Origin of the sequence: Wolbachia endosymbiont of Nasonia giraulti (assembly GCF_048054155.1) — a bacterium.
In the GTDB taxonomy this organism is placed as follows: domain Bacteria; phylum Pseudomonadota; class Alphaproteobacteria; order Rickettsiales; family Anaplasmataceae; genus Wolbachia; species Wolbachia pipientis_C.
In genome coordinates, this window is record NZ_JAFEVH010000005.1 from 1 (window position 1) to 16,941 (window position 16,941).

Sequence of the window (16,941 nt, forward strand, 5' to 3'; positions counted from 1 at the left end):
AATACCATAATGGAACTTTATCATCCATTTTAGAAAATACTATAGTTTTCTCATCTATCTTATTTTGCTACTCTGCTGAACAGATACGTCAATTTCATCTACTGATGAGCTAGGTCTGCTATCCTTTATATGTTGTACCAAAAGCTCCATAATTTTTTTTTGCTCATAAAATTGCTGAAATGAATATATTCCATTCGAGCCAACTAACACGAAGAATCCTCCTTGTACATTTGGAGGATTATCATGCCAGCTAATGTTTCTTACGTATTCAGCAGCTTGTAAGGAAGTATCTCCTGAAAGGTTTTTAATATTAGGATCAGCACCTTTTTCTAGCAGTAATCTTGCCATTTTTTCATTACCTTTCATAGCTGCTATATGTAGAGGTGTATTGCCAAGCTGATTGCCAATATTGACATCCACCCCTCCTACACTAAGTAATAATTGAGCTACCTCGTCATGGCCATTATTAATAGCTACACACAAAGGATTCATACTGGTATCACAGCCATTGACTTTAGCACCATTATCAAGAAGCAACTTAACTACTGCTGCATGCCCATTCTGAGCAGCTAGATACAAGGGTGTGACATTATTTTTTTTATCTACTATGTTAACATCAGCATTTTTTGTGCTAATTAATAGTTCAACTATTTCAGTATGTCCGTTCTGAGAGGCTAAGTACAGAGCTGTTATACCAAATTCATTGTCTTTAGCATCAATCTTAATTTCTTGAGTATTAAGTAACACCTTTACAACTTCTACAAGTCCATTTTGAGCAGCAATATGTAAAGGTGTCTTACCATCAGTACAGTCTTTTATATTGGGATCAGCTCCCGCTTTAATTAACTCCTCTACTATAGCTTTGCTTTTAGCTACAACAGCAAAGTGTAAAACTGTACTGCCTTTAGTAGTTCTTGCATGAATATTAGCTTCTTTACTGATTAGTAACTTTACTACGTCTAAATGTCCTGAATAAACAGCAAAATGCAAGGCTGTAAATCCTTTTTTATCCTTGATATTGATATCAGTTTTTACATTAAGTAATAACCTAACTTCATTTATGTTACCGTTATAAGCGGCTTGATTTAATAGAATATTTTCAACCGGAAGCGATTGAGTGCTGAACATATTTACCTCTATATAATAGTATGCCTAGTGGTACTACATCAAAACAAGGAACATTCAAGAAAAATTTTTGCATCTGGCAATCTATTTTCTCTATTCTAATATATACAAACTCTTTAAACCTACCTTGTAATCAGGATAAACTAGAGAGACACCAAGATCTTTTTTAATTTTAGTATTGCTTACTTTTTTTGACCCTAAATAAAAACCCCGTGCGTAATTTGGTACGGAAGAAATCTCAACTGGCTCTGGAGGGCTAATATTGAGAAGCTCGGCTGCATACGTGACTACTTCAGATTGCGTAGCAGGTAAATCATCTGCACAATTGTATATCTCATAAGGCTTTATATTTTGCATGGAAGAAAATAAAATATTCGATATATCTTCAACATGAACACGAGAAAAAATTTTTTTTACATTTCTTGCTTTGCCAAGCTGCAGGTCAATTAGCGCATTTCTACCAGGACCATATATCCCAGCCAAACGAAAAATATGTACAGGCAATTTGCTACTTAGCCACTTCTTTTCAGACTCAAGGCGCTTTTCTCCTCTTATTTCTATAGGCTTTGTTTCAGATTCCTCATTCACCCAATTACCACAGTGGTCACCATAAACATTAGTTGCAGACAGATAACCAAGCCATTTAATATTCTCCAGACAATGACTGTATCTCTCCATAACATCATCGCCGTCTGGAGGAATAGAAACTAAAACATGCGTTACGCTTTTAAGCAGATCTTGATCAACCTTGTCATAATCAAAAAGTTGTATATCTTTATTTCTTGATGTACCGTTAACTTTCCAGCCTAAGTTTAGCAATTTTTTCGATAGAAATTTAGCTACATATCCGTAACCAAAGCAAAACAAGTGCATGGAAATTAATTTCCAAAATTCTTCTTGATAAACTCAACCCCTAACCTTATTCCTTCTTCATTAATAATATGGCCTAATCCATGAATTGGGTATCCTTGAGCGTTTACTCCATTTTCTTTCAGAGCTTTAACCGCTAAATCAAGGGAAGAAAAAGGTACCACATCATCAGCGTCACCATGAATAACACATATGCTGGGTTTTGATTTGATCTCCGGTGCAATTTTTGAAGGTGAAAGAAACCTACCAGAATATGCAACAACCGATGCACAAGACTGAAGCCGGGTAAGAGCTACATGCATTGCAAGCATTGCCCCTTGAGAAAATCCAACTAAAGAAAGCTGAGTATCTTTTAAATTAAGCTCCTTTAATTTTGTACCAATAAAATGATTTACAATTGATGCAGCATTTTTCACCCCATTATATAGTGCTTCCTCACTACGATCCTCTAAACTAAACCACTGATAACCATCACCTATTTCTCTTTCAAATGGAGCATTGGGAACTACTAAATATGAATCAGGTAAAAACTTGCTCATAACTTTAGCAAGATGCACGAAATTATCGCCACTTGAGCCCCAACCATGAAAAAAAATAATCAAATTTTTCTTATTTCCATTTGGGCAAATTTCTTGGCTTTGTAGTTCAATCATCTCTTTTGTGTTTATGTTTTTTTGTAAAACTGACTCATGCATCAATATTAAACAAAATTCTATAAAATTCAAGAATTTCCACATCACCCAAAAAGGTAAAATACTATTTTAAAGATAAAAATCCTATTTAAAAACAAAGCAGTATCTCAAAAGAGCTATATCTTTTCAAATACTTTTTTATTGTTATTTAAATCCGAGCTTCTCGTCCTTAGCATACTGTCGGCCAGGTACTCCATTGAATAGTAAGGATATTTTTAAGTGCAGTAACTACAGCTATATCTGGATCTTCACGTTTTTCTCTTTTTACTTTTATAGCTAAATAACCAACTACTGCACCCAATAATAAACCAGTAACAGCTGATGTTGCACACGTTGCAATAGCTGCTTGTGTATTATATGCTACCGCAAAACCTGTAATAAAACCTACTGCACCACAAACGCTAATGCAGACACGCTCCTTCCGAAGTTCTATTTCATTAATTTTTCGTACATGATTTTTCAAGTACTTTCTTACATCTTGAGTAGTACGTGTTAGAGCAGTTGCTCCATAGTAGTTTTTTGTGTTAGCATCTGCTTTTGCTTCTACCAGGCACTTCACTATACCTAAATCACCTCTCTGAGCAGCTAGCATTAGAGGAGTGTTTCCTTTTCTATCTTGCGTATTAACATCTGTATTTCCTTCTTTTACTAGATACTTTACTACATCCAAATGACCATCTTCAGCAGCAAATATTAGAGGAGTGTTTCCAAATTCATTTCCTGCATTAACATCTACTTTTGCTTCTTTTACTAGATACTTTACTACATCCAAATGACCACTTGCAGCAGCAAACATTAGAGAAGTGAATTCAAACATATCTTGTGCATTAACATCTACTTCTGCTCTTTCTACCAGGTATTTCACTGCCTCTAAATCACCATTTTTGGCAGATGAAAATAATTTAAAAAGTAGCTCAGTACGACTTTTAACTATTCGTGCAATTGATAATGCTTGTAACGTAGAAGGTTGTCTCAATTCTTGAGTATCACCTTCTAATTTTGGTACAAGATTTTTTAGCCAAGGAGCTACATGTGTGAAATAATTAAGATTCTCTTTTGTGAAACGATTCAATAAATTTTTTACAGTATTAGATTTGTCACTTTCTTCAATTTCTCTATTTATACCATAATATTCTAACAAAGCATCAAGTATTGCTTTATTGTTAAAATTATACACCATTTACTAGCCCCCTGAATAAACTTCGAAACCATCTTAATCCCTATTAAGGAATGAAAGCATTTTGTAGACTTTTTCTTTTAATACTTATGCCTTTTATTTAAAATTGGAATGAGAGCAACCTCACTACTGCTATAGCTCTTTGATATGAATAAATACTACTTAGCTTCAACTTTCTCTATCAATTTCTTGACCAAGCCTCTCAATCTTCTGCTGGAATCATCAAGCTCTTGAATTTGTGAAGCATCTTTTCCCATGAGCTCTTTGTGATTACTCTTTATGTAATCATACATTTCCTTCATCTGAGCAATCATCTTGTTGATATCCATACCACCCATATCAGGTATCATGCTAGGCATATTTCCTTCTAGCATACCACCAGCCATAAGTTGCTGAGACATTTGCATGAATGGCTTTAAGGTCTGTTGAAGCAAATTAGGGTCGCTTGCCAACTTTTCTATTTGCTCTTTGCAAGTATCCATGTACTGCTTCATAAATTCATCATCTTGCATTTTATCTGTCATAATTACACCTATTTGAAACTAATATTATATATTGTTTTTAATTAAAAACAATACAAGAACAACTATATTAATACTTGATTAAATGACAAATTAACTATTTTAAAGGTTCACATACTCTCTTTAACCATTCCTTATCTTTTATGCCATTTTCTATATTTTTATAAACAAATTGGTGATAGCTATTTATCCATTTAACTTCATCTTCAGTAAGCATTTGTATATCTATTAGCTTTTTATCATAAGGAACAGAGGTCAATTGTTTAAAGCTTAAAAAGACGTTTTCTCGCCTTTCAATATACATCAGATTCTCAATTCTTATTCCATACTTTCCTGGAATATAATAACCAGGCTCGTTAGAAAGTATCATGCCTGGAATGAGTTCCACTTTATTTCCTCTTGATATTGCTTGCGGTCCTTCGTGTACTGAAAGGTAACTTCCTACTCCATGTCCTGTACCGTGCATGTAATCCATTCCAAATTTCCATAAATGTATACGCGCTAATATGTCCAATTCCCCACCAGTGGTGCCAGGGAGAAAGACTGCACTTGCTATCGAAATGTGAGCTTTTAGTACTATTGTGTAATGAGCCCTTTGCTCATTAGTTGGATTGCCAACTGCTATAGTTCTTGTAATATCGGTTGTACCATCAAGGTACTGACCACCAGAATCGATCAAATATAGTCCATCTTTTTTAATAGCTTTATTTGTCTTATTGCTTGCACGATAATGAATGATTGCTCCATTCTCGTTGAATGCTGAAATTGTTGGAAAACTCGATTGCTTAAACAAATTCTGCCCTTTTCTGTATTCTAAAACTTTTTCTTCAGCTTCAAGCTCAGTAATTTCACTGTCAATATTGTTTTCAAGCCAATATAGAAAATTTGTAACTGCTACTCCATCTTTGATGTGCACACTTATAGCTCCAGTTATTTCAGTTTGATTTTTTACCGCTTTGTGAATCAAACAAGGATCCTCCTTCTCAATTATCTGCTTATTTTCTATTAGACCTCTTTCATTACTTATTGTCATCCCAGTGCTTGACACTGGGATCCATGCTTTTTTATTTCTGGTCAAGCACTGGAATGACACCGAAGCTGATTTTTCATTTAAATAATGGTTATACAAGGGATCTATTGCATTCATAATGCTCATTGGAGTCATGCTTGGATCTATCACCACCAAATTTAACTTATGTAGTGAATTTTCTAGCTCACTAATATCAAAAACATTTATATGGTTATCAAAATTTGCTTTTATAGTTGAATGTTCTTTATCTTGAATAAATAAATCAACATTGGCATTTTTATACAATATAGCACGACCCAATATACAAGGAGTATATTCAGCACTTTCATTTCTTAAATTTAATAACCACGAAATTGAATTTGGATCAGTCAGAAGCACTGCTTCAGCCTCTATGTTTTTAGCTACTCTTTCACATTTATCCTTACCACTCTCACCAGATACATGTGAGACTATTGTTTGTGCTTTATGACTACTATCTTTTTCAATTAAGTATGGTACTAGTTTACAAATGCCTTCATATTTTCTTATGTCCTTCATAGTAAAATATTGCGGATAGTAACCCAGTGAGGTAGTCAATGTTAAGTTTGCTTTTACCCATTTGTGTGGATCCTCTTCTTGTATATTATATACTCGAAAACTGCCCTGATCGAGCTGACTGCGAGCTTGTGTGATATAGCGTCCATCTGTAAAAAATGGGCACTTATTACTCTTTGTAACGATAAGTAGCCCATTTGTTCCCGTGAAGCCACATAACTCTGCTAACTCTTTTGAATATTCATTTAAATACTCGTCTTTAGTATGCAACATAAATGCATCAACATTTATTTCGTGCATAAAAGAGCGAAATTCTTCGATTTTTGACATGGAATACCTTACGCAGAATTAGCAGCTATTTTCGTTTTCTTATTCCTAAGGTACACTAATATGCTAACTATTGCTGCTGGAGTGATGCCCTGTATTTGCTTTGCAATGCCAATTGTTGCTGGTTTTATTGATTGCAACTTCTCTATCACTTCAGTTGACAAGCCTTTAATCTGTGAGTAGTTGAAATTAGTTGGAATTTGAGTATTAACTTCCTCTTGTAGAAACTTCATATCTGCTTCTTGTCTTACTAAATAAGGCTTGTATTTTGCTTCAATTGCAACTGCTTCATATATTTCATTCTTGGCTATGCTATCAGTTATAGTGTTATTCCAGCACATGACGCTGGAATCTACATTTTTTTCAGTGTCAACTGCATCCATTCCATCATCATTCAAGTACTGGATCCCAGTGTCAGCTACTTGGATGACAGGAAGAGGTGCTTTGGCGTTATGCAAGTAGCTGACACTGGAACCCATGTTTAACTCTTGCCATATTTCTCGTAATTTATTCCAGTCAATATTTTGATAACCGAGCAAATCTAATGCTGTTTTTCTTATTCCATCATAAGATATTTTAATGCCATAGGACCTGAGCTGCTCAGGAGTAATTGTTAGGCTCTCTAATTTCTCCTCAAGTTGCTTAATGGATTTAAGTTTACCCTGCAAAACAGAGTATCTCTCATGCGATACAAGGGAAATGTCATAACCTTTTTGTGTCAACCTTCTATCTGCATTATCTGACCTAATCGCCAGCCTGTACTCTGCGCGTGAGGTGAATAATCTGTAAGGCTCAGCAACTCCCTTAGTGACCAAGTCGTCTATCATTACACCGATATATGAGTCTGTACGATGAAGAACAAAACTTTTTTGAGATAAAGAGAGTGCTGCATTGATTCCGGCAATAATTCCCTGCCCGGCTGCTTCTTCATATCCAGTGGTACCATTAATTTGACCAGCAAAATATAGTCCTTTAATTTTCTTAGTTTCGAGAGTATGAAATAGCTCTCGTGGATCGATATAATCGTATTCAACTGCATATCCAGGTCTTAATATTTCTGCATTTTCAAGCCCTTTTATACTCTTTATCATTTCATACTGCACTTCGATGGGCAATGAATTTGAAATTCCATTTGGATATATAGTGTTATCATCAATCCCTTCTGGTTCTAGAAATATTTGGTGATTATTTTTTTCTGCAAATTTTTTAACTTTAGTTTCAATTGATGGGCAGTATCTTGGTGCAATAACGTTATCTAAATATGAAGAAGCTGATCTGTGAAGATTCTCTCGAATTACTCTGTGTGTATGTTCATTAGTATGAGTAATAAAACATGAAACCTGAGGCTGGTTAATTTTCTCTGTAAGATAAGAAAATGGTGTAGGTGGATTGTCACCCACTTGTTCTTGTAATACCGACCAGTTTATAGTGCCACGATCAAGCCTCGGTGGAGTTCCGGTACGTAACCTGCCCAGTTTAAAATCATACTTCTTTAGCGTGTTTGCAAGCTCTATTGCAGGTTTATCTCCCATTCTTCCAGAAGGAGTTGTTTGCTCTCCTATATGAATCACACCACGTAAAAAAGTCCCTGTAGTCAAAACAACTCTGCTTGTCAGTATACGTTCACCTGAGTCTGTTATTACAGCTTTTATATAAGATTCTCCATTGCTATCACTTTCGATAAGAAAATCGTCAACTGACTCTTCTTTTACTGTCAAGTTGTTATAATTTAGAATAATTTCCTGTATTGCTTTTTTGTATAATTTTCGGTCTGCTTGTGCACGTGGGCCCCATACTGCTGCGCCTCTGCTGCCATTTAAAACGACCGAGTGTATGCTTGCTCGGTCGATAGCTCTCCCCATTATTCCATCAAGGGCGTCTACTTCTCTAACTACAACACCCTTTGCAACTCCTCCAATTGCTGGATTACAAGACATCTCTCCTATAGTTGAAATTTTGTGAGTTATAAGTAGCGTGCTTGCACCAAGGCGTGCTGCAGCTGTAGCTGCTTCACACCCGGCATGACCGCCACCTACTACCACTACGTCGTACTTATGCATCTTCTTGAGTAATTCCTACTCTATAATATTCCAACTATCAGTGATTGATGTCAAATTTTACAGATTCCAGTGTTACACACTAACTTAGCTCAAATTATCGTCTCTTTTACAGAAGAAACTTTTTCAACTGTAGGAGAGGTAATACACTCATCCACTTCTTCTTCCTGAGATATTCTAACAAATGTAGAATCTGTAATCGAAGTTGCACTTGCTGCAAATGTAATTGCTGCTTCATCTGCACAATGCACTAAAGATGTGGCTACATAAACCCCCATAATTGTTGCTATTAGCCCTGTTATTGCACTTACTAAGATAATCACTGTTACTACTGGATTAGGAAGAACAGCAATCACACTTGCATTAAGCACTGCCCCAATCATAGTACTTATAGGTATAGCCATACCCAAAAAAATTGCTATTTTTCCATGATCTTCCTCAATAGGATCTCTTTTGCAAAACTTATATAGCAAACATCCTACGTGCAAAACCGCAATCAATGCTAGAGCCATAGAACCAGCAATTGCACCTATGGCTAAAGGTGATGAAGTGTCAAAACTCAACCACCAAGCTAATATTCCTAGTGCTGACACTATACTATAAGCTAACAAACAAATATACATACAATTCCTCTCACTAATTAATAGGCATCATTTTTACTCTAAATCGCAAACTTCCCCTCCGCCATCTAAATACTAGAGCAACAAGGAATGCTAACGGCCGTGCAAAAATATCTAATGTTTATATTTATGTAAAGTGAAAATTTTCAGTGGGGCGAGCGACCAGGATTGAACTGGCAACATTCAGTACCACAAACTGACGCTCTACCAACTGAGCTACGCCCGCCAAGATATAAAATTTTTAACATACGAGCACAAATAGTCAATTAATTATTTAAGCTACCTCCTTTTGCAGAGGGTTTTAAATATTTTCATTCATGCTTTTATCATTATACTCAATCGTATTGACACCGTGATATGTTTAAAAGTATTTTCACATTTAGTTTTTTTACAGCTATTTCAAGAATCTCAGGGCTAATAAGAGATGTATTGATTGCTACGGTTATTGGTGCAACCTCTCTTGCAGATATATTCTTTTCCTCGTTTCGCTTTGCTAATTTATTTCGATCGTTTTTTGCAGAGGGGGCATTTACTACCTCATTCATACCATTATACTCTGCAGAGTCATATGATAATAAAAAGGCATTTAATTTCGCAAGTAGTGTAATATCCATTACGTTTATTATTCTAGTAATTTTTTGCCTTATCACACAAACCTTCTTCCCTTACATGATCAAAATCTTCACTCCTGGATTTGACCAAAATAAATTTACCTTTACTGTAACTTTGTCGAAAATTATGATGCCCTACATAATCTTCGTGTCAATCGCATCACTTATTGGTGGAATGTTGCAAGTAAAACAGCATTTTGCTTCAACAGCTATTTCACCAATCATTTTGAACCTCTGTTTAATCATCAGTTTGTTTTTACCTTACATTGAAACACCGGCTCATAACCTTTCTATAGCCGTCCTGATTGGAGGGATTTTGCAGCTACTTTTAATAATATTTAGTGCATACAAATTAAAGGCTTTCTTTTCTTTTAGTTTAGAATTAAGTAACGAAGTGAAGTTGTTTTTCAAGCGTGTAATACCTGCAATTATCAACAATTGTGTAATACAAATAAGTGTATGGATTGACACAATCATGGCGAGTTTTATACCAAATGCAGTTTCTTATATATATTATGCCGATAGACTAAATCAACTACCGCAAGGAGTAATTGGCACTGCAATTGGTACAGTACTTCTTCCCCTGATTTCAAAACGAATAAATGATACTGAGAATATAGTCAAAATACAGAACAAGGCCCTTAATATAGGGTTAATATTAATTATGCCAATAACTGCTGCTTTTATCATTATTCCTGACATAATTTTACTTACGCTTTTTTCTTACGGCCGATTTGATTATTATGCAGTGCAGCAAACTGTTCCTACATTAGTAGCATTTTCTCTTTCTTTACCCGCATTTATTATAAATAAAGTATTGCTACCCACATTCTTTGCTAGGGGAAAGCTAAAAATACCAACTATGTTCTCATTAACGTGCCTTGGAATTAACGTAATACTAAATCTCCTATTAATGAACAAATACCAACATATAGGAATTGCTATTGCTACTTCCATTTCCACTTGGATAAATTCTATTTTATTGATTAATTATTTAACAATAAATAAGATGTATAAGCTTAGCCAAGCATTATTACTAAATATTGTAAAAATTCTCACTGCAACATTGGTTATGTCAATAGTTCTTTATCTCTCTAATTACTTATCAGCAGGGTTGTTTTTCGATAGAGGGCTAGCTCGTATTGTTTATTTAGTAACTTTAATAGCTTTGAGTGTTATTATTTATTCTAGCACTCTTTACCTAATTTTTAGAGGAAATTTGAACAATTTGAAATATGTGTAAATTACACCCTTTGTATTGCTATATGTCATTTCAGCTACTATTCCAATATCCACTCCTTTCATCCCATAACCTATTCCTTTCATCCCAGCACCTATTCCTGTCATCCCAGTGCTTGGCACTGGGATCCAGAAATTTTGTTGATCATATAATCTGGAAAACCTTATTTAAGTCACACTGGATCACAGTGTCACACACACAACTGTATAAGTGTTGTGGTTTGAGAGCAATTTCCACTGGGAACCCAGTGCTCATCAGACCAGCTTCTCATGTAAAAATGCTGTGCTTTAACATAAGAATAGCTACTTTTTTGCTAATTAACTTAATGTCTAATCAAATTTCCTGGATCCCAGTGTCAAGCACTGGGATGACAAGAAGAGAAGGGATGCTGGAATGAGAGGTCTATTATGAAACTTTCTTTATACGCCATATTATCAATCTCGTTGCTATTAATTCTCATGCACGTTGCTGCAACTTTCAAGGATTGGAGTGGCTACAGAGAATATATCGTAAAAGAGTTAGAGAAGACGTATGATGCTAAAGTACATGTTGGAGGAAAAATTGAAGTTTCGCTCATTACTCCAAAACTTACTATTCACAATGTATATGTACAATACAACAAAAACAAGGAGCAAAAATTATCAGATTTAATTAGTGCAAAAAAAATTGAAATAAGGCCATCGCTATTATCGTTGTTTTCATTTTCATTGCAACCAAAGTCAATCTCATTTTTGGGCATGAAAAGCAACAAAGAAAATTTACTTAATATTATGAATACGAAAGCCAATGATAATACAGTTGATATATTAATAAAGGACAGCCAAATAAGTTTTAACGCCGATACTATTAATATCAAGGAAGTTGCTATAAAAAAAAATAAGCAGTTTTTTGGTGAAGTACAGATTGGTGACAACAATTACGATTTTTCTGGAAAGGTTAATGTCACAAAAAATAATGTACACATTAGTGTTGATTCAAATTTTGCAAATTTGCTATTTAAAGGTAATAGAAATCAAGAAGAGCTCAAGGGCAATTTAGTATTGACGATTAATAATAATTCTGATTCTATGAGCGACTTGGCAAAAATCATTAATCTTAGCTTCCTTTCTTATGTAATTCCCAGCGAAAATATTGAGATATCATCCAATATCAATCTCAATGAAAGCGAGTTTACGGCAACTGATTTAAAAATTGAGTCCAAAAGCATGCAAGGCACTGGTATAATACAAAATGATAGAAAAAGTGATCATACTAATATCAATATTAGTTTTAGTAAAGTCGACCTAAAAAACGGCTCACACAAAACAACAGATATGAAGGGTCTTTTAGAATCTTTTAGAGAGGTTGTGCCAAAGAACCTGAGCTTGGATTTTAATATGGAAGCTTCAAATATTCAATATCAAAACAGGATATTGGACAAATTTCATGCTACGCTAAAATTTGCTAATGGCGAAATAAACGTTGATACTCTTCTTCAGTTTCCTGGAACCAATAATATATCTCGCTTATCAGGAAAAGTTTCAAGCAATGGCAACTTGTCTGAATTTAATGGTGATATATTGATAAAGGGTGAGTCGTTCATTTCACATATTTTACCTTCTATCAAGATGCAAGAAAGAGAGAAAAGTCAATTTACAGCAAGTTCTAAACTATATTTAGCACCTAGAATATTATCTCTTTCAGATATCAGATTGCTAAATAACAAAGAATCTTGGCAAGGATCAATTAAGGTAAATCACGCAAAAAAACACAATATGATCGATAGTAAATTTAGCATACATAACATTAATATAGATAAATATGATTATTCATTATTCAGCAAAGTGCAATGGCTGAAAAATCTTAAATATGATGTAAATATAAGAACTAGTGTTAAAGATTCTATATTCAATGGTACAAAAATTGAAGATTTGGATTTTTCATTAAAAATACAAGAGAACAAGCTAGTTGCAGATAAAATAAAGTTATTCGGAGAAGATTTCGACATTACCGGTAGTGTAAAAATATTAGTGGATCAAAAATACACTAAGCCTTTATTAGACGTAAACCTTACAGGTAATAAATTTAATGGAAATATCTTTAAATTACCAAAACTATTAGAGGTAAAAAGAAACTCAAGAAATGAAATAAATCAAATTCAATGGTCAACAAAGCAGCTTAATTTTTTAGATGAGAAAGGAGATTTTGATGCAAACGTGCAAATCAAAACTACAGAATTTAAAATTGGGCAAAACGTCTTAAAAGATTTTAACTTGGATACAGTGATAAGAAACAACACTATCACTATCAAACAGATAAGTTACATACTAGAACATGGACAAATGTTTTTTCAGGGTTATCTAAAAGCAGGCTCAATTCACATAAAATTTTCTATTGCAAATTTGGACACCAAGGAAGTTATAGGAGTTAATAACATAAATGGCAAGATAAGCTTAAGTGGTGAAATCAAAACTCAAGGAACAAGCTTTGATGATTGGGCTAGTAACTTATCAGGAAATGTAAACTTTCAAGCACAGAAAATAGAGTTTACAAATGTGGATTTTAATTCATTCATCACTAAGTTGTTAAGCAGTAAGAATAAACCTGAAATTTCCAAGCTTGCTTACGTTGATATATATAATGGCAGTACGCTTTTTGAAAATATTAATGGAAAAGTAAGTATTAACAGTGGTGTATGTTCAACTAGTTCACAGTTTAGTATCGATCAAGCATCAGGTTCTATCTCTTCTAATTTAATCTTATCTAAGTTCTCCTTAACTTCTATATTCAGACTCTTTTTCATACTACCAAATCATAATAGTCCTCTTTATATCGAGGCACACTTAGATGGCCCTATTTGGTGCCCTAAGATGAGTTTTGATGTAGACCAAATTTACAACACCTTAGTTAGCAAGAAAAATAGTTAACTCATTTAGCTACATTATTTAGGGTATCCGTTCAGCAGGGTGGCAAAATAAGATAGACAAAAACGTAGCAACAAATGGTCAGTGCCTGACACTGGCTTTTTCACAAAAAACGTCGTAGAGCGCTTTCGTCAAACTGGATCCCAGTGTCAGCTACTTTCATGACAAGAAAAAAAGGACTGATTTCACATGAATCTGAACAGATACGATTTAGGAGATAGTAAACTTCATCTACCCTCTAATAATAAGACTTACTAGTTACTTGTAACTCTTCAATGCTTATATCGCTGCAGCTTGTACTTGGACTCTCCATATCTCCAAGCAATAACTTTGTTATCTCTGTGTGGCCTTTGAGAACAGATAAATGTAAAACAGTCTTGCTAGAATTATCTGCTATATTAATATTTGCTCCGTTTTTAAGCAATAATTTTACCACATTCTCATGGCCTCCCTGAACAGCTAAATATAAAGGAGTAGCACCGAAATGATTTCTTACATCAATATCTGCTCCGTTTTTAAGCAATAATTCCACCTCCTCTTTACAATTTAGGGAAGCAGCATAATGTAAAGGAGTAAAACCATAATTATCCACTGCATTAACATTTGCTCCGTTTTTAAGCAATAATTTCACTTGCTCTAAGCGATTTCCGCAAGCAGCATAATGTAAAGGGACAAGACCTTCATTATCTGTTGGATTAGTATCTTGTTTGGCTCTCAACGATAATTCCATATGAGGAAGAGTAAATCGAGAATTACTTACTGAATTTTCTTGTTCTTGATACATAAAATACCTCTAATTTCTTACAGCTTAGTATAAATATCTACACTATATAAACATCAATTCAACTTATCATCAGGGTAATGGTAAAACTTTCTCCTTTTATAATGAGCATAGGCCTGTGTACATTACTCTAATTATGAGCTTGAGCAGCTGCTTGAAGTTGTTCAGCACTTGGATTATCCAAATTCCGACTTGGAAATGCCTCTATAATGTTCTTTAACTCTTTATCTGTTAAGTGATAAGTTACTTCGTCAAAAACTTGATGTAACACCCACAAATTAGAATTCTCTATAGCTGCTTTACTTTTATCCAATAAACCCCTTCTGTCCGATGCCTTATCAAATTGGCTTACTATCGTATTAACGTGTTCAGGAAATTCTGATATATATTCCAATGCGTCAGAACACCTTATTTCATCATATTCTCTACCAGAAAAATAACCTGCTAATTTATTCTCATCAGTCTCCCGCAGAAACTGATATAATGATATATTGCTGTTACTAAGCCTGACGTTCATCATCTCATTCTGATAATCATCCCAAAATTTGGACAATTCAATATTTTTGACAATACACTCTGGTTTCGTTGTGATACCACTATGTACCACAGCATATGCAATTATAGTTCTTACTACCATCGGTTTATCGCAATACCCTATGTGGTAATCATCACTAGCTACAATAGATAAAGGGGTCCTTCCTTTCTTGTCCACTGCATTAACATTTGCTCCTCTATCAAGCAGCAACCTTACTAATTCCTCCCGATTATACTTAAGTGCAAAATGTAAAGGAGTCATATCCAGATTATCTACTGCATTAACATTTGCTCCTCTATCAAGCAGCAATTCTGCTACCTCCACCTTGCCACTTTTAACTGCAGTACGTAAAGGAGTCCACTTTCGCCTTTCTACTGCATTAACATTTGCCCCTTTATTAAGCAGCAACTCTGCTACTTCCTTATGACCATACCTAACTGCAATATGTAAAGGAGTCTCCTTTTGCACAGTCGTTACTGCATTAATATTTGCTCCAGCTTCTATCAACTCCGTAATCTGCTGTATATTCTCTCCTTTAGAAGAATTCATTAATAGTTCATCCAATTCTCTTTGTTCCCTTTCATTCATAATTTACCCCACAATTTCATTGTAGCTAATTTAATATGCAAAAAAATAATATCAACCCAATTTATCACCACCGGGTAACGGTTGCAAGCCAAAAGCTTCTCTTTTTTCATTGAGCGTCATGAAGCTTGCGTTTTCTACGTATTTCCACATCTTTTGTCTTTTCTCCATTAGAATTTCTATCGCGTCTTTATCATATGACAAACATAAATCTTTGCCAAACTTGGGCACTAGCCAAGAATTCAGGTAACAAATAATATTTTCTAGCGTCGGTAAGACTGTCTGTTCCCAAAGGGAAAGGCGTGCTTCAACCAAATTGCTATAAGTATTATCACCTGGTATGCCAAGCAACTGCGGCGGAACGCCAAAAGCTAGCGCAATATCACGAGCTGAGCTATGTTTTGACTCAATAAAATCCATATCCCTCGGTGATAAGCTCATTTCCTTCCACTCTAAACCTCCTTCAAGCAATATAGGTCTTCTAGCGTTGACAGGACCTGAGTAATGATCATTTATCTGCGCTTTTAAGCGTTGGTACTGCTCTTGACTTAAGTTTCCAACGCTTCCATCCTTTTCTGATTTCACAACTATTGCACCACTTGGTCTTGCTCCATTTTGCAGCATCGCCTGATTCCAAGCTCCCGCTTGGTTATGCTGATCTATACTATATGCAGCTGCCTCAATTGGTGAAAGTCCATACCAATCATTCAAAGGGTTAAAGGTTTTAAGATGCAGTACTGTTGAACGCCCAGTCAATTTATCAACTTTAAAGTCATAACTGTTGTTATTTACGGTATAACGATAGGCATAAGGAACGTTACTTCTCCCCGGAACAATTTCAACTCTATCGGGGCGCAGAAGATAAAGCTCTGTTGGTTTGTTCTGCGCCTCAATCATCAATACATAAGAATTGCCATTAACTAATCGATAAGTCACAATCCCTTCAATAAATTCCGATTTTGATGTCATTGGATTAGGAGAATAAAGTAATTTTAGTAAAGGATGTGTTTTTAGTTGTGATTTTCCCTGGTCAGTAAGCTGGCAGAGAATAAAAGGTACCGAAGATGCAGCACTTGCGATCATATTAATTGCTCGAAAGGCAATGACATTTTTTATGTAGCCTTCCTCAGCAAAACTTGCATAATCGCGCCTACTCCAACTTGGTTCCATCATTAGTTGCAAAGCAGAGTATTCACTGCTTTTCTTTCTTTGAAAAATATTAAAATTCATATGTGCCTCCTGAAAATTTTGTTAAAAATTTGAAATTGTAGTTGAATTATATCAATTATAGTATTTCCTAAAGTAAATGATAAAGGTATAATAAAGTATTTGA

14 protein-coding genes and 1 tRNA gene are annotated in these 16,941 nt (G+C 34.8%); 3 read left to right on the top strand and 12 right to left on the bottom strand.

What is annotated here, in order from left to right:
* Positions 1-54 precede the first annotated feature (54 nt).
* The 9 genes from JR312_RS01260 to JR312_RS01300 form a co-directional block, all read right to left on the bottom strand.
* The gene (locus tag JR312_RS01260; protein ID WP_264330949.1) at positions 55-1,128 is read right to left on the bottom strand and encodes an ankyrin repeat domain-containing protein; all 1,074 of its coding nucleotides are present in this window, start codon (positions 1,126-1,128) and stop codon (positions 55-57) included.
* A gap of 90 nt (positions 1,129-1,218) precedes the next feature.
* A complete protein-coding gene (locus JR312_RS01265) occupies positions 1,219-1,998 on the bottom strand; it encodes an SDR family oxidoreductase (protein ID WP_416647511.1) in 780 nt (259 codons plus the stop codon).
* Between the two features lie 5 nt (positions 1,999-2,003).
* A complete protein-coding gene (locus JR312_RS01270; protein WP_264331019.1) occupies positions 2,004-2,648 on the bottom strand; it encodes an alpha/beta hydrolase in 645 nt (214 codons plus the stop codon).
* 208 nt (positions 2,649-2,856) lie between these two features.
* Positions 2,857-3,867: an ankyrin repeat domain-containing protein gene (locus JR312_RS01275; RefSeq protein ID WP_416647512.1), complete on the bottom strand. Its 1,011-nt coding sequence runs from the start codon at positions 3,865-3,867 to the stop codon at positions 2,857-2,859.
* A 155-nt stretch (positions 3,868-4,022) separates the two neighbouring features.
* The gene (locus JR312_RS01280; protein ID WP_264330946.1) at positions 4,023-4,388 is read right to left on the bottom strand and encodes a hypothetical protein; all 366 of its coding nucleotides are present in this window, start codon (positions 4,386-4,388) and stop codon (positions 4,023-4,025) included.
* A 94-nt stretch (positions 4,389-4,482) separates the two neighbouring features.
* A complete protein-coding gene (locus tag JR312_RS01285; protein ID WP_416647513.1) occupies positions 4,483-6,279 on the bottom strand; it encodes a M24 family metallopeptidase in 1,797 nt (598 codons plus the stop codon).
* 8 nt (positions 6,280-6,287) lie between these two features.
* Positions 6,288-8,336, bottom strand: a complete 2,049-nt coding sequence (gene mnmG / locus JR312_RS01290; RefSeq protein ID WP_416647514.1) for a tRNA uridine-5-carboxymethylaminomethyl(34) synthesis enzyme MnmG — start codon at positions 8,334-8,336, stop codon at positions 6,288-6,290.
* 89 nt (positions 8,337-8,425) lie between these two features.
* Entirely contained in the window at positions 8,426-8,956 is a 531-nt protein-coding gene (locus JR312_RS01295; protein WP_264330943.1) for a hypothetical protein, read from the bottom strand.
* A 147-nt stretch (positions 8,957-9,103) separates the two neighbouring features.
* A tRNA-His gene (locus JR312_RS01300) sits at positions 9,104-9,179 on the bottom strand.
* Between the two features lie 131 nt (positions 9,180-9,310).
* On the opposite strand from JR312_RS01300, the gene murJ reads away from it, so the two are divergent.
* From murJ to JR312_RS01315, 3 genes are all read left to right on the top strand, one after another.
* Positions 9,311-10,807 (top strand): murein biosynthesis integral membrane protein MurJ, encoded by a 1,497-nt coding sequence (murJ, locus tag JR312_RS01305; protein ID WP_264330942.1) that lies wholly within the window; start codon positions 9,311-9,313, stop codon positions 10,805-10,807.
* 184 nt (positions 10,808-10,991) lie between these two features.
* Positions 10,992-11,201 (top strand): hypothetical protein, encoded by a 210-nt coding sequence (locus tag JR312_RS01310; RefSeq protein ID WP_416647515.1) that lies wholly within the window; start codon positions 10,992-10,994, stop codon positions 11,199-11,201.
* 10 nt (positions 11,202-11,211) lie between these two features.
* On the top strand, positions 11,212-13,710 hold the full coding sequence (locus tag JR312_RS01315; RefSeq protein WP_416647516.1) for an AsmA family protein: 2,499 nt from the start codon (positions 11,212-11,214) through the stop codon (positions 13,708-13,710).
* A 235-nt stretch (positions 13,711-13,945) separates the two neighbouring features.
* Here JR312_RS01315 and JR312_RS01320 read toward each other — a convergent pair whose 3' ends face one another.
* The 3 genes from JR312_RS01320 to JR312_RS01330 form a co-directional block, all read right to left on the bottom strand.
* Positions 13,946-14,491, bottom strand: a complete 546-nt coding sequence (locus JR312_RS01320; protein WP_416647517.1) for an ankyrin repeat domain-containing protein — start codon at positions 14,489-14,491, stop codon at positions 13,946-13,948.
* 127 nt (positions 14,492-14,618) lie between these two features.
* Entirely contained in the window at positions 14,619-15,611 is a 993-nt protein-coding gene (locus JR312_RS01325) for an ankyrin repeat domain-containing protein (protein WP_416647518.1), read from the bottom strand.
* A 51-nt stretch (positions 15,612-15,662) separates the two neighbouring features.
* Positions 15,663-16,838 (bottom strand): phage portal protein, encoded by a 1,176-nt coding sequence (locus tag JR312_RS01330; RefSeq protein WP_416647519.1) that lies wholly within the window; start codon positions 16,836-16,838, stop codon positions 15,663-15,665.
* Between the last annotated feature and the right edge of the window lie 103 nt (positions 16,839-16,941).